Source organism: Xanthomonas sp. NCPPB 1754, assembly GCF_041475725.2.
GTDB lineage: Bacteria > Pseudomonadota > Gammaproteobacteria > Xanthomonadales > Xanthomonadaceae > Xanthomonas > Xanthomonas euvesicatoria.
In genome coordinates this window covers 1,316,082-1,336,106 of record NZ_CM192982.1, presented here as the reverse complement: position 1 = coordinate 1,336,106, position 20,025 = coordinate 1,316,082, and the positions used below count along the sequence as shown (strand labels likewise).

Here is a 20,025-nt window from a genome sequence, read left to right as displayed (position 1 = left end):
TGATGGTCTGGGTATGCGACGGCACCTGGGCCGTTGTGGCTATTGCTGTCCACCAGCGCCAAGCGCCCAAAGCTGGCCAAGCAGCTTGGAGCCGATGGTTGCCCGGTGCACCTTGGCCTCGGTATTTCCGAGGGCGCGCATCATCTCCTCCCAGCGTGCGCCCAGGTTGACTTCTCTCTCCGTCTTCAAGTGGACGGCGGCCAAGTCCTTATAGTCGAGCGCGCGCAGCCCGTCGGGGGTGACCGGTCTTTTGGCATGTACGTGGACGAACCAGGGCCGCGGGATGTTTCCATTCGACTGCGGCGTGTGCTCGATACGCACTTCAAAGAGCCTGCCACGGTCGCCAATGTCGTCCTCCGAGCGAAGGCGGCGCGGCGCCGTGACGCGTGCCAGTCCATTCATCGCCAACAGGCGCTCCAGATGCGGCGCACGTGGCTGCGGATCGGTCTTAAGCGCATCGGCTTGGCGCCGCTTGAAATCGTGCTCGATGCTCTGGAGAAGACGCAACCGCGTGTTGAGGTGGTCGATGCGCGCGTCTCCTGCACGGAGCTTGCCTTTGAGCTGCAGCACACGCTCACTGGATCCGAACCAGCCCTGCATGGTGATCCTGGCAGAATCGAAGGCCGTCGCCGCGTCATATCTGGAGTCGCCGACCAGACGCTCTACGTCGGTGGTGTCCTTGCCAAGGCGCTTGGCGAGCGCGATGAAATCACCGCCGAGTTCTGCCACCGGCAACGACTCCAGACGCGTGCCTTTCAGTATCTCGTCGGCCTGCTTTTGCGCTGCGCTGCGCTCATCCATGGCCCGCCGCGCGGGCGCTGCCGCCGAGCTGGAAGCATCAGGCGTGCGCACGCGTGCCCTGCGCGACCGGCTCGATTTGCCTGTTGTCGTCGTGGTTATCGGCACGCTTGATGTTGTCGACGCCGGTGCCTGCCCGGGCGAAACCGCCGCTGCGCCAATCAGCTGTCTGTCCTGGACGGCGAACTCACACATGTCAACAATTGCCTGACGTTGGTCGGCAAGTGCCTGTGCAAGATCGAGCATCGTCGGCCATAGATGATCTCTGGCATGCTCACCTGCTTCGATGAGCGCGGCGGCATCCACACACAGCTGCATCCCGGCTCGGCCGCGTATCTCGGCGTATTCGACGAGTACCTTTTTGCACCGGGCCAGCCCCTCCGGGGTGAGCGAATGCTCGGTTGAGGAAAAGCGTTCGACATGGACCTGGATCACATGCTTGAGTGCTTCGCCCACCTCAGCATGGTGAAGGCTGTCGATTTCTTCGAGCTCCCTCAGTCCGTCAAGCACCTGGGGCAGGCCGCACTCGCTGGCCTCATCGGCAAGGCGCCTTGAATGTATTTCGACGAGCATTCCGCGGACGGTCTGCATCCGTTCATGGCACGATCCCATCATCGCCCTGACGACCGGGAGATGGTCCTTGAGCGAGTCGCGTGGCCCCTGACCCGTCATCGGCGACCTGATGCGCTGGCAAACCTCCTCCATCGCTGCAAGCGCATTCAGAAGATGCCCGCGTAACGCAAGCCATGGTCCCGGTTGCTGCAGACGCATGGCGTCCGCGGACAACACCACCATCTCGACCCTTTGGGTATTCACATGGCCAAATTCGGTGGCCATTTTCTGATCGATCATCTTCTCGCATGCGCCGTAGTGAAGCGATGCGGCTACTGCGAAATGCGGCACCAGGAAATTCTCGTGTTCTTCGACGTTGTCGACCGGCATGCGTTTTTGGATATTCAGCTCGGCCAGCGCCTGCAAGGCTTGTCGAGCGGATTCGATCGCAGACTTTCCGGATTCGAGTCTTGCTTCCAGCGCTCTGATATCCGCTGGTGCGTCACGTTTTTGTGCAAGGTCGTTGAAGCGTTTCAGCCTGGATGAGGCCTTGCTCAATACTTCGAAAGGATCTGGCCCTTGCGGAACTGGCGCCGCGGCAAAGAGCGCCGCCATGACGTCCTGTGCGTTGGTGGACGATGCCGCTGGAAGATTGGCTCTGGAGGCTCGGCCCAGCCGTCGCGGCCTGATGGAAAGTCCGCCAAGTTGCGCTGAGGGCGCCGCACTGGCGGCAGAGCTACTTGCGGCTGATCCCGAGCCCGATGGTGTCGGTGCAGTTTGAATCAATTGCGCGGGATCCGGTGGGGCCTGCTTGGTCGATTCAATTTTAGGCACGGTGCATCCTCCGATATCGCCATTCGATTTGCTCGCACACCGCGCCCAGTTTTCCCCGTCCCGGAATGTGCGTGGAACGTGGCGGCGCCTTACGCCAGGCCTTGCGAGCCGGCAGCGATGCGTGTTGCCACTGCGTGGCGCAGTCACCGCGTGACCCGTGCCATGGCGCTCGAACCGCCTGCCTCATCGTGTTGCATGCTGCAGTGCCTGCCTCACTCACTGCTGACTCGACCCGGCATTGTTCATCATGCAATTGCGGATGAAGTGCAGCAAAAACCGTGTTGCCGTTTCAACGCAGGAAGCACGACCCACTCATGTCGATGTGCGTGACATCGCTGCCTTAGTAAACCACCGAATGCGGCGCGGTTTGCATGCGGCGCGAATGCGTGGTGACTGAGACGAAGACGAGCCGGCTGCGCATGTAGTTGTTCAATGACCAGACGAGGCGGTCAAGGCATCTCCCAATAACTTGGGCACCTCTCAAGACCCGTCATCATGTCCGATGCCTTTGAATCATCGGCACAACGCTCAGGAATCAAGAAACGACGCAATGTTGCAGATCCGGTGGACGCCTATCCATGGCAAGCCCTAGTTCGGAAACCTCAGCAGGCAGTTCGAGAGAATTTTCAGGCTCAACGCACGTCTTGCGCATGCACGTTGAGATCGCCCCGCCCTCTACAGTGTTTCGGCTGAAAACTGCTGCGCATTCGCCAACGCACGATATTCGCGCGGCGTCATGCCCACCGCTTGCTTGAATTGCCGCGCGAACGCGCTTTGGTCGCTGAAGCCGCAAGCGTGGCCGATTTCGGTAAGGCTCTTGTTTCCGTGCAGCAGATGCATCGCCATCTGCAGACGCAGCTTGGCCAACACTTGCTGCGGCGTGAGCTGGAATACCTTGCGGAACGAGCGCTGCAGCTTGGACATGGAAAACCCGGTGATCTCCACCAGCGCCTGCATGCGGACGTTCTGCGCGTAATTGGCGTTGAGATACGCCAGCGCAAGTCGCAGCTTTTCGTACTGCGATTCGTGCCCGTCCTGCGGGCCCAGATCGCGCGAGATGCCGATGATGCCCTGCACCTTGCCATTCACCAGCAACGGACGCTTGCAGGTCAGGCACCAGCCAGGCTCACGGTTAGCGAACAGGTGGAGCTCCAGCAGGTTGTCGATCACCTCGCCGGCCAGCACCTGCTCGTCCTGATTGGCGTAATTGGCGCCCAGGCCACTGGGATAGACCTCGGCAACACGCTTGCCGATCAGGTCCTTGCGCGATTTCAGCCCCAGCCGCCGCAGCATGGTCTGGTTGACGTGGGTGTAGCGGCCCTCGCGATCCTTGACGAAGAACAACACGTCCGGCACGGCATCGAACAACGCTTCAAGATCGGCAGGATCGATGCTCTTCATGCGAGAGGGTTCATGCAGGGCAAGGTGCTCGAGACCGGGAAAGGCGCATCAGACCAGGCGCGCGATCGAAACGATTGGCCCCTGCCGCGCCATGATACGCCGCATGCGCGATCGGCCTGCGGCCGGAGGACTCAGCGCGAGGTGGTGTTGCCTGCGTCCACTGCCGCCGGTGCAGGCTTGGCATCTCCCGCCGCAGCGGTCGGGTTACCGATGCGATCCAGCGGCACCTGTCGCGCACGCCAGCTCTGCACCACCGCCGCACCGGCCTGTGAGCCCACCTGCACGCGCAGCCGCGCGCTGCCGCCGGGCGCGATGAACTCGATCTCGCAGTCGCCCGCGGCCATGCAGCTATCGGCCGCAAGGGGATCCACCACTTGCCAGCCTTGCTCCATCACCGCCTGCGCAAACGCGCGATACCCCATGCCGGATTTCAGCACGGCCGGCAATGGCACGCTCGTATCGCCGCCTTGCTCGGAAGACGCAACCGCCACCGGGGCGCGCGCGGGCGCAACGGCAGGCCGCGACGCGGCGCCCAGGGCGGGACTGCAGATCAGAGCGATTACCCACAATGCGGGGCGGAACGACGTGCGCATGCAAACGGTCCTTGCGGTCCTGGCAGGGAACTGGGAAGAGGAAGATGCGCTAGTTTGACATGCCTGTGATGCGCTGCGGCAATTGCATTTGGGATGCATTGGCCCGTGATCTGCACAGCGGCGTTGCAACCGGTTCACGCCAAGCGTGCTCATCCAGCGCACGGGATGTCAGTGGAACGGCCAGACGCTCCGGATCGACAATTGCCGCCGGCAGACTCATCGGTATCAGCGCGTCCACCGCCGATCCGGTCGCCATCGTCGCAAGCAAGCTGCATCATTGCGGTTTGCGCGCGGAGTTCCCGATGGCCATTGCCAACGCTTCAACCCCAACGTCTTCAACCTATGCAGTCGGCCAGCTATGGCGCTGCCGCGGGCGCAGTGCCGCCGAAACGCCGCTACTGCTGATCAACCAGATCGATACGCATCCGCAGGGAGGCCAGATCCTGCACGTGACCATCAGCGACGTCCAGGTCCGTCATGCGGGAATGCCCAACGGAACGCTTGACACGCTGCCGCACATTCCGGTGATTGCACAGACGCTGGAGCGCAGCGCTGCCGAACATGTCGGCGACAGCACGCCCAATCAGGCGTATCTGCCCGGGTATGCCGAGTGGAAGGCCGCGTTCGACGCCGGGCGTGCCGGCTCGTTCGGGATTGCGGTGTCGGAAATTCTGGACATCGTGGAAGGCCAGCTGGCCAAGCGCGGCTAGCACTGCGCAGGTGTCAGGTGGGCATGGACTGCCGGCAAGACTGCGGTGCACGCGCGGCAGATGCGAGGTGGAATAACCGCTGCTTGCTCTGGCGGTGCGCGAGCACTCCAGGCGCAACGGGCAGGATGCGGTTGCCGAAACGCTGACTTCGACAACGCCCATCGCCCAGGGAAAGCATTCGCTCAAGCAACCGACACGCCGCGCCTGGCGGCGTGTCGGTCGTCCGTCACTGGCCGATATGCTGCTTCAACCAGCCATTGACGGTGTCATGCCACAGGATGCTGTTGTCCGGCTTGAGTACCCAGTGGTTCTCGTCCGGGAAATACAGGAACTTGGAATCGATGCCCTTGCGCTGCAGCGCGGTGAAGGCAGCCAGGCCCTGTTCGACCGGAATGCGGAAATCCTGCTGACCGTGGATGACCAGCATCGGCACCTTCCACTTGTCTACGTGCAGCACCGGGTTGAACTTCTCGTAGCCGGCCGGGTTCTGCCACGGCGTGCCGCCATTTTCCCACTCGCTGAACCATAGTTCCTCGGTGGCATAGCCCATGGTGCGGTTGTCGAAGACGCCGTCGTGGTCGACCAGGCACTTCCATGGTTGATTCCAGTTGCCTGCCATCCAATAGACCATGTAGCCGCCGTAGCTGGCGCCCAATGCGCAGGCCTTGTCGCCGTTGAGGAAGCCGTACTGCTTCTGCGCGGCGGCCCAGCCTTTTTGCAGATCTTCCAGCGGGCGGTCGCCCCAATGCTGGCTGATGGCGTCGGTGAATTCCTGGCCGTAGCCGGTGGAGCCGTGGAAATCGATCATCACCACCGCGTAGCCCTGGCCGGCGTAGGTCTGCGGATTCCAGCGGTTGCTCCAGCCATTGCCGAAGCTGCCCTGCGGGCCGCCGTGGATCAGGAACGCCACCGGGTAAGTCTTGCCCTGCTGGTAGTTGTACGGCTTGACCACGTAGCCGTGCACGGTGTCGTTGTTCCAGCCCTTGAACTGGAACTGCTCGTAGTCGCCGAACTGCACGTCCGGTAACAATTCGCCCGCGCTCTGGCTGATCGCGCGCAGCCCCTGGCCTTGCGTGTCGCTGACGAAGATCTGGTCACCGCTCTTGAGCGAGTTGCGGGTGAAGGCCAGCGTATTGCCGGCCAGCGTGGGGGCGTGCACGCTACCCTCGCCCACCAGCTTGGTCGCCTCGCCGCTGGCGATGTCGATCTTGAACAGCGGATGCTCGCCGAGTTCGTCGGCACTGGTGTAGAGGCTGGCACCGTCTTCGCTCAACACGATCTCGCCCGCCGAGCGGTCCCACTTCGGCGCGATCTCGCGCGTCTTGCCGCTGACCACATCCATCGCCATCAGGCCGAAGCGGTCGGCCTCGAAGCCCGGGCGCTTCATGGCGCGGTAGTACAGCGTCTTGCCGTCGGTGCTGAACACCGGGCCGGCATCCCAGGCCGGGTTGGCCGCGGTCAGGTTGACCGGCGCGGACTTGCCGGTCGCATCCAGGCGGTACAGATCGAAGTTGGTCTGCCACGGCTCGTCGTTGCCGGTGGGCTTGCCGCTGGCCTTGGCATTCTTGCTCGCCTCCGGGCCATGCGGCTGCGGAATGCGCACGCTGGCCACCACGCTGCTGCCATCGGGCGACCAGGTGTAATCGTCGTTGCCGCCGAACGGCTTGGACGGCGCGTCGCCGGCCAACGTGGCGCTGATCGCCGATGCCCCGACCACTGCCTTGGCACCGGCCGCAGGCAACTCGGCCACGAACAGGGTGTTGCGGCGGCCATCGTTCCAGGTGTCCCAATGACGCACGAACAACTGGTCGTACACCACGCCGCTGGCCTTGTTGTTCTTGAGCTCGCCCAGCTTCTTCTTGGTGCAGCCCAGGTCCGAGCCGCAGTCCTGGAACACGCCCGCGCTGAAGGCGATGCGCTTGCCGTCCGGCGAGAGCTTGTAGCTGTCCACGTCCACCGCAAATGCGGTGAGTTGCTGCGGCGTGCCGCCGGCCATCGGCTGCGCGTAGAGCTGCTGGCTACCGGATTTGCTGCTGAGGAAGTACACCGTCTTGCCGTCCGGCGACAACGCCGGGCTGTTGACGTTCCATCCTTCCGGGGTGAGCCGCTTGGGCGGCGCCAGATCGCGCGTGCGCAGATTGCGCACCCACAGGCTGGTGGCCGGCTTGCCATTGGCGGTCTTGGCCTGGCGCTTGGCGAACAGCACCACGCCGCCATCCGGGCTGAGCGTAGGCGAGGACACCCGGTCCAGCGCCACCATGTCGCGCACATCGAAACCGCGCGCAGCGGCAAGGCTTGGCAGGGCAGCCAGCAAACACAGGGGCAGTACGGCGTGACGCAGCTTCATCGAGATCTCCGGCAACGGCAAAACGTCGATGGTAGGCGTTGCTGCGGCGCACGCGCAAAGGCAGAGAGGTCCTGCGGCGCGACGTGGTGCGCCGCGCACGCATGCGCCGCCCATGCCGCTGCACGCGACACGGGCGGCTGGGCGCTTTAGAGCGGCTTACAACGTAGCGAGCAGTCGTCAGGTGGGTGCGGACGGTGCACTCAAAACCGGCGTGGACGCGTGGTACATGCCGATTCCGGGCACCGGCCGCGCCCGCCTGGCGGCTGCGCAGTCGTTTTGTTCGCTGCTCTTAGAAGCGGTGCGACAAGCCGACGTAGACCTGGGTGTCGGGCGTGCGGTCGTTGAGGCCGAAATTGGCGCCTACGTCCAGCTGCAGGAGCGGATTGAGCAGATACGACGCCGCGATATCGGCCGAGTACTGCTCCACGGTCTGCGCCGGATCGCGGTTGATGGAGGACCACACCTCCACCGCCATCGACAACTTTGGTGTCAGTGGGCGCGCCAGATTGATCACGTTGACGATGGCCACATGCTTGCCGCTGCCATCGCTGTCGGCCAACCAATCCAGTTCCGGACCGAACGTCAGCGAGAAGCTGCTGGGCAGCACGAAGTTGACCGGCAGCGCCAGGCCGCCTTCCCAGGTGTCGTTGCCCAGGCCGGTACGCGCGGTGGGTGCCTTCACGAACGGCAGCAGCGCCACGCTGGCGGTGTCGCTCTCGTACACACGCGCCTTCATGCGCAGATAGAGATCGCCGCCGCCGCTCAGGCTGCTGCGCGCACCGGTGGCGCGGTCGGTGGTCTTGACCTGCAGTTGCGGCGCCCAGTTGAGTTGCAGATCGATGCGGTCGCTGACGCCGTACTTGAGCGTGGGATTGGTGAAGTACGCCGTCTCTGTGCGTGTGCCGGGCTGGCTGTCGCGCGTGTAATTGCCGATGTCGGTTTCCAGTTGCCACTCGCCAGCCGGCACGGTGCAGGTGGCATTGGCCTTGGTCGGCCGATCGGTGCAAAGCGCCGCGTCGGTGGCGTCTTGCGCCTGCGCCTGAACTGCGAGGCTGCTCAGCGCTGCGGTAACGATGACGGCGAGCAGTGTCTTGCGGGAAGACGAGCGCGAGGTGATGGTGGGCATTGCGGTGATTCCAGGGCAAAGCGCGGCACGAATCGCATGACCGTGCCGCGCTGAAGAGTGGGAGGTGGTGCGTTACGACGCGCGGTATGGCGGCGCTGCACTTGGTCTGCAGTGCCGCAACTGCGGTTTTTTCGGGGCGGCGTCGGTGCGGTCGCGATGCGATGCACACGCCCACTGCAGGGAAGTGCGCGGGCCTGCACTGCCAGACACTTGCCTGGCGTTGCGGCGTCATGCACAGCGCATGAGCGCACCACGGTCTACCGCGTGGTTGGGATCAGATCAGTCCAGGCATGCAGCACTCGTAGCGCACCGTTGTGCGGGAGACGGCACGATAAGCAGCAGCGGCATAAAGTCGCTATGCACGGCAGTTGCGCAGGGCGTAAAGCCGGCGCAAAGACATTGAATCTGGATGGCGGGTTAGCGGGTGGCTGTGCAGGCCGCGATGCCCGCATGCGGCAGTGCTGCACGGTTGCATGCGGTGTGCAGGACGCAGTGGCAGCGATGCAATCGAAACGGCGAATCGAGCTCCATCGTGCGCAGGACCTGGCGCCATTGCAGCGCTGGCATGCCTTCGCCAGGTAAAGCCCGGCGGCCCAGACAGCTGTGTGTCGTTCCATCACAGCTGTGCTGGATCAAGCTGCGCACGCCACCAGGCGCCGCTTGCAGATGGCGCATGCGGGGCGCATGCGCCATCTGGCATCACACTCAGGCGACCTGTTCGCCGCGCTTGCCAACGCGATACAGCAGCCAGCCGACCAGGGCCAGAATCGCCAGGCCGACCCACTGGTTGAGCTGCAGCGCGGCCGGCAATGCCAGCACGTCGGCGCGGCTGGACAACACGATCGGCAACGCAATGGCGATGCCCATCAACGCCTCGCCGGTGATCAGGCCAGCGGCAAACAGCACGCCCGGGCGATGCACGCGGTCACGGCCGTCTTCGTCGTCGGCACGGATGTTGTGGAAGCGCTCCACCAGATGCGCGATCAGGCCGCCGAGGAAGATCGGCACCATCAGTTCCAGCGGCAGATAGATGCCGATGGCCGCGGCCAGCACCGGTACACGGAAGCACTTGCCGTTGGCCTTCAACCATTCGTCCAGCGCGATGATGGCCGCGCCCACGCCGGCACCGATCGCGATCATGCTCCACGGCAGCTGGCCACCGAACAGGCCCTTGGCCACCGAGGCCATCAGCGTCGCCTGCGGCGCGCCCAGCGAGTTGGGATGCTGTGGCGTTGCTGGGCCGATGCCGTAGGCTTGAGCCAGCAGGTTCAGCACCGGCGCCATGATCAACGCGCACGAGAACGCGCCAATACCCAGCATCAGCTGCTGTTTCCACGGTGTGGCACCGACCAGATAACCGGCCTTGAGATCTTGCAGGTTGTCCCCGCCCACCGCCGCCGCGCAGCACACCACCGCGCCGATCATGATCGCGGCCACTGCGCCCAGCGGTGCAGCGCCGATACCCACCGGCACCAGGCCGCTCTTGCCGAGCAGCAACACCAGCACCGCCGAGGCGAACAGGATGGTGGAGATGGTGATGCCCGACACCGGGTTGTTGGAAGAGCCGATCAAACCGGCCAGATAGCCCGAAACGGACACGAACAGGAAGCCGGCCACGATCATGATGATGGTCATCGGGATCGACACATGCCACTGCTGCACGATGGCCTGATACAGGCCCAGCAGCGGCAGCGTGCACAGCACCAGCGCCACCAGCATCCACTTCATCGGCAGATCGCGCTCGGTCTCTGCAACCACGCCGCCGCCACTCTTGCGCGCAGCGGCAAAGCCGCTCTTGACGCCGGAAAACAGTGATTTCCGCAGCGAGAACAAGGTCCACACGCCACCGATCAACATCGCGCCGACACCCAGGTAGCGAATCTTCGCGCCCCAGATGCCGAACGCTGCATCGGCAGCCGACGCATCGACCAGGCTCTGCGCCAGGGCCGGGTCCGAGCCCATGAAGAACTGCTGGTACAGCGGGATGGCGATGTGCCAGGACAGGATCGAGCCGGACAGCACCACGATGCCCACGTTCAACCCGACGATGTAGCCCACGCCCAGCAGCGCCGGCGACAGGTTGGTGCCGATATAGCCCACCAGCCGGCTGCTGCCCAGGTAGGTGGCCTGCGCCCAGGTGTCGGGAATCACGCGCAGGCCGCTGGCCGCAGCCAGCTTGACCAGCGCACCGATGGCGCCGGAGATGGCCAGGATCTTCAAGCCCGGGCCGGGATTTTCGCCGGCCTTGAGCACTTCGGCCGCCGCCTTGCCTTCGGGGAACGGCAGCGGGTCTTCGACGATCATCGAGCGACGCAACGGCACCGAGAACAACACGCCAAGCAGGCCGCCCATGCCGGCGATGCCGAGCACCCACCAGTACTTGAAGTCCGGCCAGTAGCCCATGATCACCAGCGCGGGGATGGTGAAGATCACCCCGGCCGCGATCGACGAGCCGGCCGACGCACCGGTCTGGACGATGTTGTTCTCCAGAATGGTGCCGCCGCCCAACAGGCGCAGCACACCCATCGACACGACGGCTGCCGGGATGGCGGTGGCGATGGTCAGGCCGGCGAACAGGCCGAGGTAGGCATTGGCGGCCGAAAGCACGACCGCCAGCACGATGGCCAGCGCGACGGCACGGAAGGTGAGCTGGCGCGGCTGCGCGTCGTGGCTCATTGGGCATTCCCCTGTAGGCAAAAAATTCGCACCACGCTAGCGCCTGCGTCCACGCGAGTCCAGCTGCGGCGCGGCGTGACAGTGTGCGTGCGATGGCGGGTGGACGTCGCAGGGGCAACCGACGCACGCGCTGCCGGCTGGGTTGCAATCTGTCCGATCGCGGCGGTATCCGGCGCGTTGGCTGTTGAGGACGCGGGCATATTTCGAACCACGTTCACCCCCAGCGTCGATACAGGTGCGCCGCGCCGTGCAATTGGCGTCAGCTGCTGCCGGGTGGATGTTATTGCGCTAACGCGCCTGCCGGGATCTGCGCCCGGCGCGGCGATCACTGCACGGCAACAGCCCGACACCGCGCGTGCGACGCCAGGCGCAGAAGAGTGCGCGTGCGCCGCTACGCCGGGAATGACGCAGCAGCGCATCCTGCCGAGGGTTAGTGCAGCAACTCGGCAAAGGCGCGATCAGCCTCGATGACCTCCGGCAGCGCGGCGAACAACGCGTCCAGATCCACGCCGTCCATCAGCGGGCTGCGTATCGCTTCCAATGCCGCCGCGGTGGCGCCGCCGTGCGCATGCAGCGCATCGCAGACCAGTACCGCCTGGGCCACCAGCAATGGCATGCGTGCCCCGTCCGGGGCCGCGGCGGGCCGGACCTGGTACGCGATGGCTTGCTGGATCACCACGGGCAGCTGCCAGCGCCGTGCCAGCTCGGCCCCGACTTCCGGGTAGCCGAAGCCCAGTTGCAGGGTTTCTTCGGCCGCATGACCGGCAGAGGAGGTTTCGTGATTGATGCGGCTGGCGTATTCCGGCGCACCGGACTGGATCAAGAGCTCGCCGATGTTGTGCATCATCCCGCAGGTGAAGGCCGTCTCCGGGTCCAGCCCCTGCTGGCGCGCCAGCAGGCGGCAGATGCCGGCCACTTCGAAACTGTGCCGCCAGAAGGCCTTGAGGTCGAAGCCCGGGCCAGCCCGGAACGCGCCCGTCATCGCCGACGCCAGCACCAGCGTGCGCAGGGTATTGAAGCCCAGCCGCATGGCCGCGTCTTCCACGCTGGTGGAATCGCGCAGGCCATGGAAGCGCGCCGAATTGGCCAGCCGCAACACTTTGGCGGCAATCACCGGATCGCGCTCGATACTATGCGCCAGCGTATCGATATCGGTCTGCGGATCGTCGAATTGACGGATCAGGTCTTGCGCCACCTTGGGCACGGTGGGCAAGGTGTGCAACTGGTCGAACAACGCCTCCAACTTCATGATCGCCTCGTGGGTGAAAGACAAGCCAGCGCGGCTGCGCGGACCTGCATGGTGTAGCACGGACCGGTTCACTGCCAATGACCGACGGCAGGATGATTCACTCAGGCTTCTGGCTGGGTCTGTACAGCGCACTGCCTCACCGCGTGGCCCGACTGACAGGAGAGGCAAGCGAACTGGACAGTTCACCGAGGCGACCGTCTCGGTGACCCTCAGTCGGCCTTGGCGCCACCCAGCGATTTGGATAAAAACGCCAACAGCTGGGTGTAGAACGCGCGTCGATGGGGCTCGGTGTAGAAGCCGTGGCCTTCTGTGTCGAAGTACAGCGTTTCCACTGGGGTGCCGGCCTGGCGCAACGCTGCTTCCATTCGCTTGCTGTGCTGGATGGGCGCGCGCTCGTCTTCGCCCCCTGCAGCCAGAAACACCGGCACCTTGATCTGCCTGGCCAGACTGACCGGCGAACGCGCGGCCAGGGTGGCCGGATCGCCCAACCATTGCTTGAGATAGTTCTCGCCGGAACCGCGCTTCTGGATATCGCCGCTGGTGAACATCATCGGCAAGTCGTAGACGCCCACATAACCGGCCGCGCACGCATACAGGCCCGATTCCTTGGCCGCCCCCATCAGGGCTGCGTATGCACCGTAACTGGCGCCAAAGATGCAGATCTTGCGTGCATCCGCATACCCTTGGTCAATCGCCCAACGCGTTGCATCGGTCACATCGTCCTGCATGGTGCCGCCCCACTGACGCGCGCCGGCGTGCTGGAAGTGGCGCCCATAATTGCCCGAGCCACGGAAATTGATCTGCAGCACCGCATAGCCCGCTTGCGCCAGCAGCTGCGCATCGTCGTCGAACTGCCAGCTGTCGAAGATCTCGAAGGGACCGCCATGGGGCATCACCACCATTGGCAGATGTTTGTCGCCCCCGCTGCGCGGCAGCGTGAGATACCCATGCAGTGGCACCCCGTCACGTGCCTGCAGTGCAATCGGCTGCACGGTGGCCGTGCGCTCGGGGTCGAACCAGTCGCGCCGACTGATCACATGCTGGGCTTTGTTCTGTTGCGTATCGAACACGTAGAAATCGCCAGGGTTGCTGCCCGAATAGGCTTCAAGCATCACGTAGCGACCGTCTTTGGTGCTGGAGGTCACGCGCACCGCATTGCCGGCAAAGGCCGCCTCCAGGCTGTGATACATCCACGCCTGTGCCCCATGCTCGTCGAAAAAGCGGGTGCGGGGGCGGTCGGCCATGAAAATGGCGCCGACCGGGATGGTGGTGCCGTTGCGGTAGATGATCTCCAGGGGGTCGGCCACCGCGTCGCGCAATACCTGCTCACGGCGATTGGCCTGGATGTCCCAGCCGACGATCGCATCGGGGCCGTCGGCACTTTGCACGCGCAAGTACGCAATGCGCTCGTCTTGCGAAAAACCCAGCGGTGTTTCGACATGGCCACTGACCTGCTCGTCATTGATCAGCGCCCATTCGTCGCCCGCGCCCTTGCGGTAATACAGCTTGCTAACGTTGTCCGAGCCCGCCCCCTGCGCAAAGCGCACCTGCCCATGATGGTCGGTGGTGAAGCTGGCGCGCTGAATCGGCGCACGCGCAAGCGGGAGGCGGCGGCCGGTGGTGACGTCGAGCTTTTCTGCGCGCGTATAAGGATCCTGCCCCGACATCGGCCAGATCGCCACGATCACGCTGCGGTCGTCGTCGGGCAAGGGATCGGTCAGGAATGCGGCCACCGCTTCGGTCTTCTTGACCTTGATGTTGGTGCCAAGGCCGGTGCCGCGTGCGCGGTAACCCACCAGCAACTCGGCTCCGGTGCCATCGGCATTGATGGCATACAGCTCGCCGGTCGGCAGCGGCTTGTCGAGCAAGCCGTACTTCTGTGCAATGGAGATCAACACGCGGGTGTCGCTGACCCAGGCGAAATCGCTCACGTAGGTGTTTTTTTCCAGCACGAAGGTGGCGCCGATGCTGTTGTCCGAACGCCGCATGATCGCAAGGGCGGTCTTGTCTTCCATCGGCACGGTCGCGGCGAAATACGCGCCGCTGGGCGATAGCTTGATGTCGGCGAACTTGTCCTTCTTGATATAGGCGCCGACATCCACCTGGGCCGTGGCAGTGCCAGCCGCCATCAGCAGCACCAAGGCCGCAGGAATGATCCATTTCCGCATGTACGACTCCGTGTTGTAGGCAAACCGATGGCGAAATCTAGCAGCAATCCATGCACCTAAAAAGCGTCAATGGAAATCGCGCGAGGGCAGCTGCATGTCGCCGAGCAGGTTGCTGAGGTCGTACAGGTCGCCGGCGATGAGATGCTCTACGCCGTCCACGCGTTCCCAGCGACCGCGCACGGCGAGCAGGCGCGATTCCAGTAGCGCACGGCGGCGACGCAGCGCAAGGTGCGCCCAGACGATCACATTGATCATGCCCTGCTCGTCTTCCAGGGTGACGAAGATGGTGCCCTTGGCGGTGGCCGGGCGCTGGCGCTGGGTCACCAGCCCCGCCACATGCACGCCGCTGCCATGGCGGCGGCCCTGCAATTCGCGCAGACCCAGGATGCGCCGCTGGCGCATCTGCGGGCGCAGCAGCGCCATCGGGTGCTGGCGCAGACTCAGGCCGACCGAGCGGTAATCGGCAAGGATTTCTTCGCCGGCGCGCGGCGCCTCGAACGCCACCGGGCGCTCCTCCGGGCTGCCCGGCAACAGGGGGCGACGCGCCTCCACGCCGGCCATTGCCCAGCGCGCGGCGTTGCGGTTGCCCACCATGCCGTGCAGAGCGCCGGCTTCTGCCAATGCCAGGCGTGCTTTTTCGTCGAGTACGGCGCGCAGGCACAGATCGCCGATATCGGCGAACGCCCGCTGCGTGCGTGCGGCAACGATGCGCTGCGCCACCACTTGCGACAGTCCGGCAACCTGCCGCATGCCCAGCCGGATCGCCGGTTGTTCGCCGGGATCGGCAGCGCTGCGCCACGGCCGGCCGCCGACCAGGGTGTTGTCCCAGTCGCTGTGCAATACATCCACCGGCAGCACCTCCACACGCTCGCGCTCGGGGCTGCCGCGGCGCGCATCCTGCACGATCTGGCTGGCCGAATAGAAACCCATCGGCTGCGCGTTGAGCAGCCCGCAGGCGAAGGCGGCCGGCTCGTGGCGTTTGAGCCAGCAGCTGGCGTAGACGAGCTTGGCGAACGAGGCGGCATGGCTCTGCGGAAAACCGTAGGAACCGAAACCCTTGATCTGTTCGAAAATCTGGTCGATGAAGCTGGAGGCGTAGCCTTTGCCTTCCATCAATGCGCGAATGCGCACGCGATGCGATTCCATGTCGCCACCGCGGCGCCAGGCCGCCATCGAACGGCGTAGCTTGTCGGCCTCGTCAGGGTCGTAGCCGGCGTGGATCACCAACTCCATGACCTGCTCCTGGAACAGCGGAATCCCCAATGTCGGCCCGAGAATTTGCTCTACGCCTTCGGAGGGATAGTTGATCAGGCTCTTGTCCTTGCGACGTTGCAGGTACGGATGCACCATGTCGCCCTGGATCGGGCCAGGGCGCACGATCGCCACTTCGATGACCAGGTCGTAGAACTCTGCCGGTTTGAGCCTTGGCAGCATGGCCATCTGCGCACGCGACTCGATCTGGAACACGCCGACCGTATCGGCGCGCTGGATCATCTTGTAGGTCGCCGCATCCTCATCCGGCAAGGTCGCCAACGTGTAGTCGCGATGACGGTGGCCACGCACCAGGTCCAGCGTCTTGCGAATGCAGGTCAGCATGCCCAGGGCCAGGCAATCGACCTTGAGCAGCTTCATGGTTTCCAGATCGTCCTTGTCCCACTGGATGATGGTGCGGTCGGCCATCGCGGCATTTTCCACCGGTACCAGCAACGACAACGGCTCGTCGGAGATGACGAATCCGCCCACGTGCTGCGACAGATGCCGTGGGTGATCGCGCAGGTGGTCTGTCACGAGCAGGATCTTGTTGATCAGCGGGTTGGCCAGATCGAAGCCGGCTTCTTCGATGCGCTGTTCCATCGGTGTTTCGCCATTGCCCCAGCCATAGCAATTGGCCAGCAAGGCAATCTGGTCCGGTGGCAGACCGAAGGCCTTGGCCACGTCGCGCACCGCGCTCTTGCCGCGATAGCAGATCACCGTCGCCGCCAGCGCTGCGCGTTCGCGCCCGTATTTGGCGTAGACGTATTGCAACACCTCCTCGCGGCGTTCGTGCTCGAAATCCACGTCGATGTCCGGCGGCTCGTTACGCGCCTTGGACAAGAAGCGCGAGATCAACAATCGCGTCTTGCTCGGATCAACCGAGGTGATGCTCAGTGCATAGCAGACTGCCGAATTTGCTGAAGATCCACGCCCCTGGCACAGGATGTCTTTGGAACGCGCAAACCGCACCACATCCTGTACCGTGAGAAAGAAAGCCTCGTATTCCAGTTCGGCGATCAACGCCAATTCGTTCTCGATGTCGTCGCGTATTTTCTTCGGCACCCCATCCGGCCAGCGCTCCCGCATCCCGGCTTCAGTGAGCTGACGCAGATAACTGGCAGGCGTATGCCCCTGCGGCACCAATTCTCTGGGATAGGTGTATTGGAGCTTGGAAATGTCGAAGGTGCAGCGTTGCGCCAGCTCCACCGTGGCCTGCAACAACCCATCCGGGTAGATATTGCCCAACGCGCGCCGGGTGCGCAGATGGCGCTCGCCATTGCGGAACAGGTGTGCGCCGCATTCGGCCAGCGGCAGCGTGTGGCGGATGGCGGTCAAGGTGTCTTGCACGATGCGCTCGCGACGCTGCGCCATATGTACATCGCCGCTGGCCAACGCGGTCATGCCCAACTGCTGCGCCAGCGCTTGCAGGACCTGCAGGCGTGCGACATCGTCCTGTTCGCGATGCAATTCCACTGCCAGAAACGCCCGCTCGCCGAAGACTTGTTGCAACCAGGCACCCTGCTCTGCCTGCGGCTGCGCGCCGGGTAGCCACAGTGCAAACACGCCCGGCGCCACATCGCGAAACTGCGCTTGCACCTCGGCCCGCCCCAAGCGATAAGCGCCCTTGCTGGCCGCGCGCCGCGCGGTGGTGATCAACCCGCACAGCTGCGGGTAACCGTGCGCGTTTTCCACCAGCAGCACGAAGCGGGTGCCATCGACCAGGGCGAATTCGCTACCGACGATCAACCGCACCCCGGTGGCGCGCGACGCTTCCAGGCCACGCACGATGCCGGCCAGCGAGCATTCGTCGGTGATGGCCAAGGCGCTGTAGCCGCAGTGTTGTGCGCGCACGAACAGCTGTTCGGCGCTGGAGGCGCCACGCAGGAACGAGAAGTCCGACAGGCAGTGCAGCTCGGCATAGGCGGGCAAGCCATCGGCAACGTGCGCATGGCTGATGTCGTCGTTGGCCGCGCGCAACCGTGCGGCCACATTCCAGGCGCGCGGCATGCGCCCGCCGGGCGTGTCGCGGTCTACGCCATCGATGGCGTCATCCCAGCTCATGGACGGCTGCCTTCAACAGCGCGCTGCGCCAGACGGTTTTTGCAATGCGCAGCAGATCGCGCCGTTGCAGATGCTGCTGCTCTTGCCTGCAGCCCTGGCATCGGCCACGCGCGCCCCAGCCGCAACCACCAGACAGCCGGTACCTGCTCCGATACCGCGCGAACATACGCGCGCTCACGCGAACCATCCATGCAGCATCCAGCCGTCCACCCGACCGGGCGCGGCGAAGGCCCAACCACGCCGGCCGCGCGCAGTCTCCACCACGTAGTAATCGCGACGGGCTTCATCGTCGTCCCACCAACCGCTTTCCAGCCGTTCCGGGCCGGACACGATGCGCAGGTGCGGGTCGTGCAGCGGCACCGGCTGCGGCAGCAACCAGGTGGGGCGCGGCGGACGCGGCGGCGCAGCGGCTTCGCGCACCGCATCGCCGATGGCGCGACGCCACGCGCGCTCCGGGCGCGGGTCGTCGGCCGGCAACACGCGATAGACCGCGTCATCGCCAAGCCGTGCACGCAGGCGCTCGCGCAGTTGCGGCCACTCCACCGATTGCTGCGCGCGCTGATCGAACAGGTCGCGCATGGCCGGTACGAACGGTGGCAGCTGCCGTGCCAGCAAGCGCATCGCCACCACCGGCCGCGGAATCTCCACCCGCTCCAGCCGGTTGCGGGCCAGCTCGAACAGCAAGGTGGGCGCGCGTTCCGGCGTGAGCAGACCGATCTCCACATCGGTCGCGCCTTCTTCATGCTCCAGGCGCAATAAAAACCGCTGCACGCCGCCATCGCGAATGGACATATACGTGCACAGGTCGCCGATCAGCCGGCGCAACGGAAACAGCAGCGCCGGATGCGTTTCCACCTCATAGCCCAGCTCCACGCGGTGGTCGAAGTGGTCTGGCGGCGCGTAGCACTCCAGTGGGTCGTCGACCTGCCCGTAGAGGCGATCCAGATGATCGAGCAGGCCCGCACCAAACCGCCGGCGCAACCCGTCACGCGGCAGGCCGCGCACCGCCGCGAGCGTGCGCACGCCCATGTGCTGCAGGCGCTCGCCGGCATCGTCAGGCAATGCAGCGCGGCGTACAGGCACCTTGTCGAGCGTGCTGTGCAGGGCCGGCAATTGCGTCACCACCATGCCGTCGCGCAGCCCAGCCAGCACGCGCGCGGCGCGCGGCGTGGGCGCCAGCGCAAGCCGGTGCTGGAAGCCCAAGGCCTGCAGCTCATCGCGCAGGCGACGCTCGAAGCGCGGCCAGGGGCCGAACAGGCGAAAGCTGGCACCGGCTTCCAGCACGATGGCGCGCGACCACTGCTGGCTGACCAGCGAACTATGCCGATACGCCCAGGCCGCAAGAAACCGCTGCGTGCGCGCTTCGTTTTGCGCGTCGTAATCGATGGTGCGTACCTGCGTCATCAAGGCATGCGCCGCCGATAGCCGCATGCCGGCCTTCAACCCAGCTGCGCCTGCGGCGGCATTGACCGAATGCAGGCTGCGCAGCTGCGCCGGGCCTTCCACCAGCGCCAGTGGCGCCTGCGGTTCTTCCAGACGCCGAAGGACGGCGTCCAGCGCCAGCTGCGGCAGCAATATGCAGGCCCACAACATGCGCGCGCCTCAATGCGCCAGCCGCAACGGCTGCGACGGCACCTGCCCGCCCCGGCATTTGCGCACCTGCCAGGCATCGCGCTCGGGCAGGAATTCCAGCCGCAAGGCCGCCGGCGATGCATTCACCGCATGACGGCGGTCGCGCAGTGCGAACGCGCAGCAATTGCCGCTATCGGCCGCCACCTGCAACCGGCGCAGCGCACGCGCATCGCCGGTCTGCGGCCAGCCCAGTACCGCAGCGCATGCGCCGCTGCGCAGGCATTGTTCGAACGCCCATAACGCTTCGCGCGGCTCGGCCTGCACCACTTCCAGATGCTCCAGCACCACCCCGCCCGCCTGCCAGGCCGGCGCGTAGGGAATGAACGGCGGTGCCACCAATACCACCCGGCTGCTGCTGGCGGTCATGCGTGCCAGCGTGGGCAGCAACAAGGCGATCTCGCCGATGCCATGCGCAGGCAACAACAATTCGGTCAAGGCACGCCGCGGCCAGCCGCCATCGGGAAGCAATGCATCCAATGCCACATGCCCGGTGGATTCACCGCCATTGGCGGTGGCCGTGCCCTGGCCTGCACGCCAGACCGTGCGCGCGGCCAGCAGGGCGTCCAACGGCAGTGCCACGGCCGCATTGCCGTCCTGTCTGATGCGCGCCGGCTCCTGGCTCAT

General features: G+C 64.9%; 12 protein-coding genes and 1 other RNA gene. 1 reads left to right on the top strand and 12 read right to left on the bottom strand.

Translation table 11 applies throughout. The features are described from left to right. Nucleotides 1-39: 39 nt before the first annotated feature. From xopP to ACCQ15_RS05920, 3 genes are all read right to left on the bottom strand, one after another. The gene (gene xopP / locus ACCQ15_RS05930; RefSeq protein ID WP_372381321.1) at nucleotides 40-2,184 is read right to left on the bottom strand and encodes a type III secretion system effector XopP; all 2,145 of its coding nucleotides are present in this window, start codon (nucleotides 2,182-2,184) and stop codon (nucleotides 40-42) included. 675 nt (nucleotides 2,185-2,859) lie between these two features. Further along, nucleotides 2,860-3,585: a PAS domain-containing protein gene (locus ACCQ15_RS05925; protein ID WP_372381320.1), complete on the bottom strand. Its 726-nt coding sequence runs from the start codon at nucleotides 3,583-3,585 to the stop codon at nucleotides 2,860-2,862. 131 nt (nucleotides 3,586-3,716) lie between these two features. Beyond that, a complete protein-coding gene (locus ACCQ15_RS05920) occupies nucleotides 3,717-4,178 on the bottom strand; it encodes a hypothetical protein (protein WP_136733009.1) in 462 nt (153 codons plus the stop codon). 284 nt (nucleotides 4,179-4,462) lie between these two features. Between ACCQ15_RS05920 and ACCQ15_RS05915 the strand changes: the two genes are divergently transcribed. After that, nucleotides 4,463-4,888, top strand: coding sequence for a hypothetical protein (locus ACCQ15_RS05915; RefSeq protein ID WP_372174231.1), 426 nt, complete (start codon nucleotides 4,463-4,465; stop codon nucleotides 4,886-4,888). Nucleotides 4,889-5,114: 226 nt separating this feature from the next. Here the strand turns inward: ACCQ15_RS05915 and ACCQ15_RS05910 are convergent, their stop codons facing one another. The 9 genes from ACCQ15_RS05910 to imuA form a co-directional block, all read right to left on the bottom strand. Further along, nucleotides 5,115-7,235, bottom strand: a complete 2,121-nt coding sequence (locus ACCQ15_RS05910) for an alpha/beta hydrolase family protein (protein ID WP_218195449.1) — start codon at nucleotides 7,233-7,235, stop codon at nucleotides 5,115-5,117. 153 nt (nucleotides 7,236-7,388) lie between these two features. Then, nucleotides 7,389-7,463: non-coding RNA, sX9 sRNA (locus tag ACCQ15_RS05905), on the bottom strand. Nucleotides 7,464-7,524: 61 nt separating this feature from the next. After that, a complete protein-coding gene (locus ACCQ15_RS05900; protein ID WP_008571897.1) occupies nucleotides 7,525-8,361 on the bottom strand; it encodes a transporter in 837 nt (278 codons plus the stop codon). Nucleotides 8,362-9,066: 705 nt separating this feature from the next. Beyond that, a complete protein-coding gene (locus ACCQ15_RS05895; protein WP_372381319.1) occupies nucleotides 9,067-11,037 on the bottom strand; it encodes an OPT family oligopeptide transporter in 1,971 nt (656 codons plus the stop codon). Between the two features lie 430 nt (nucleotides 11,038-11,467). Further along, nucleotides 11,468-12,286 (bottom strand): HDOD domain-containing protein, encoded by an 819-nt coding sequence (locus ACCQ15_RS05890; RefSeq protein WP_014089602.1) that lies wholly within the window; start codon nucleotides 12,284-12,286, stop codon nucleotides 11,468-11,470. Nucleotides 12,287-12,495: 209 nt separating this feature from the next. Then, entirely contained in the window at nucleotides 12,496-14,088 is a 1,593-nt protein-coding gene (locus ACCQ15_RS05885) for an alpha/beta hydrolase family protein (RefSeq protein WP_372381544.1), read from the bottom strand. Nucleotides 14,089-14,520: 432 nt separating this feature from the next. After that, nucleotides 14,521-17,769 carry an error-prone DNA polymerase gene (locus ACCQ15_RS05880; RefSeq protein WP_372381318.1) on the bottom strand — a complete coding sequence of 1,083 codons (3,249 nt, stop codon included), beginning with the start codon at nucleotides 17,767-17,769 and terminating at the stop codon, nucleotides 14,521-14,523. Nucleotides 17,770-17,943: 174 nt separating this feature from the next. Then, nucleotides 17,944-19,362 (bottom strand): Y-family DNA polymerase, encoded by a 1,419-nt coding sequence (locus ACCQ15_RS05875; RefSeq protein ID WP_372381317.1) that lies wholly within the window; start codon nucleotides 19,360-19,362, stop codon nucleotides 17,944-17,946. 9 nt (nucleotides 19,363-19,371) lie between these two features. Beyond that, nucleotides 19,372-20,025, bottom strand: coding sequence for a translesion DNA synthesis-associated protein ImuA (imuA, locus tag ACCQ15_RS05870; protein WP_011346702.1), 654 nt, complete (start codon nucleotides 20,023-20,025; stop codon nucleotides 19,372-19,374).

Coding starts and splice junctions, on each gene's coding strand:
- ACCQ15_RS05925 (WP_372381320.1), bottom strand. CDS start 3,585: ATGAAGAGCATCGATCCTGCCGATCTTGAAGCGTTGTTCGATGCCGTG.
- ACCQ15_RS05920 (WP_136733009.1), bottom strand. CDS start 4,178: ATGCGCACGTCGTTCCGCCCCGCATTGTGGGTAATCGCTCTGATCTGC.
- ACCQ15_RS05910 (WP_218195449.1), bottom strand. CDS start 7,235: ATGAAGCTGCGTCACGCCGTACTGCCCCTGTGTTTGCTGGCTGCCCTG.
- ACCQ15_RS05900 (WP_008571897.1), bottom strand. CDS start 8,361: ATGCCCACCATCACCTCGCGCTCGTCTTCCCGCAAGACACTGCTCGCC.
- ACCQ15_RS05895 (WP_372381319.1), bottom strand. CDS start 11,037: ATGAGCCACGACGCGCAGCCGCGCCAGCTCACCTTCCGTGCCGTCGCG.
- ACCQ15_RS05890 (WP_014089602.1), bottom strand. CDS start 12,286: ATGAAGTTGGAGGCGTTGTTCGACCAGTTGCACACCTTGCCCACCGTG.
- ACCQ15_RS05880 (WP_372381318.1), bottom strand. CDS start 17,769: ATGAGCTGGGATGACGCCATCGATGGCGTAGACCGCGACACGCCCGGC.
- ACCQ15_RS05875 (WP_372381317.1), bottom strand. CDS start 19,362: ATGTTGTGGGCCTGCATATTGCTGCCGCAGCTGGCGCTGGACGCCGTC.
- imuA (WP_011346702.1), bottom strand. CDS start 20,025: ATGAGCCAGGAGCCGGCGCGCATCAGACAGGACGGCAATGCGGCCGTG.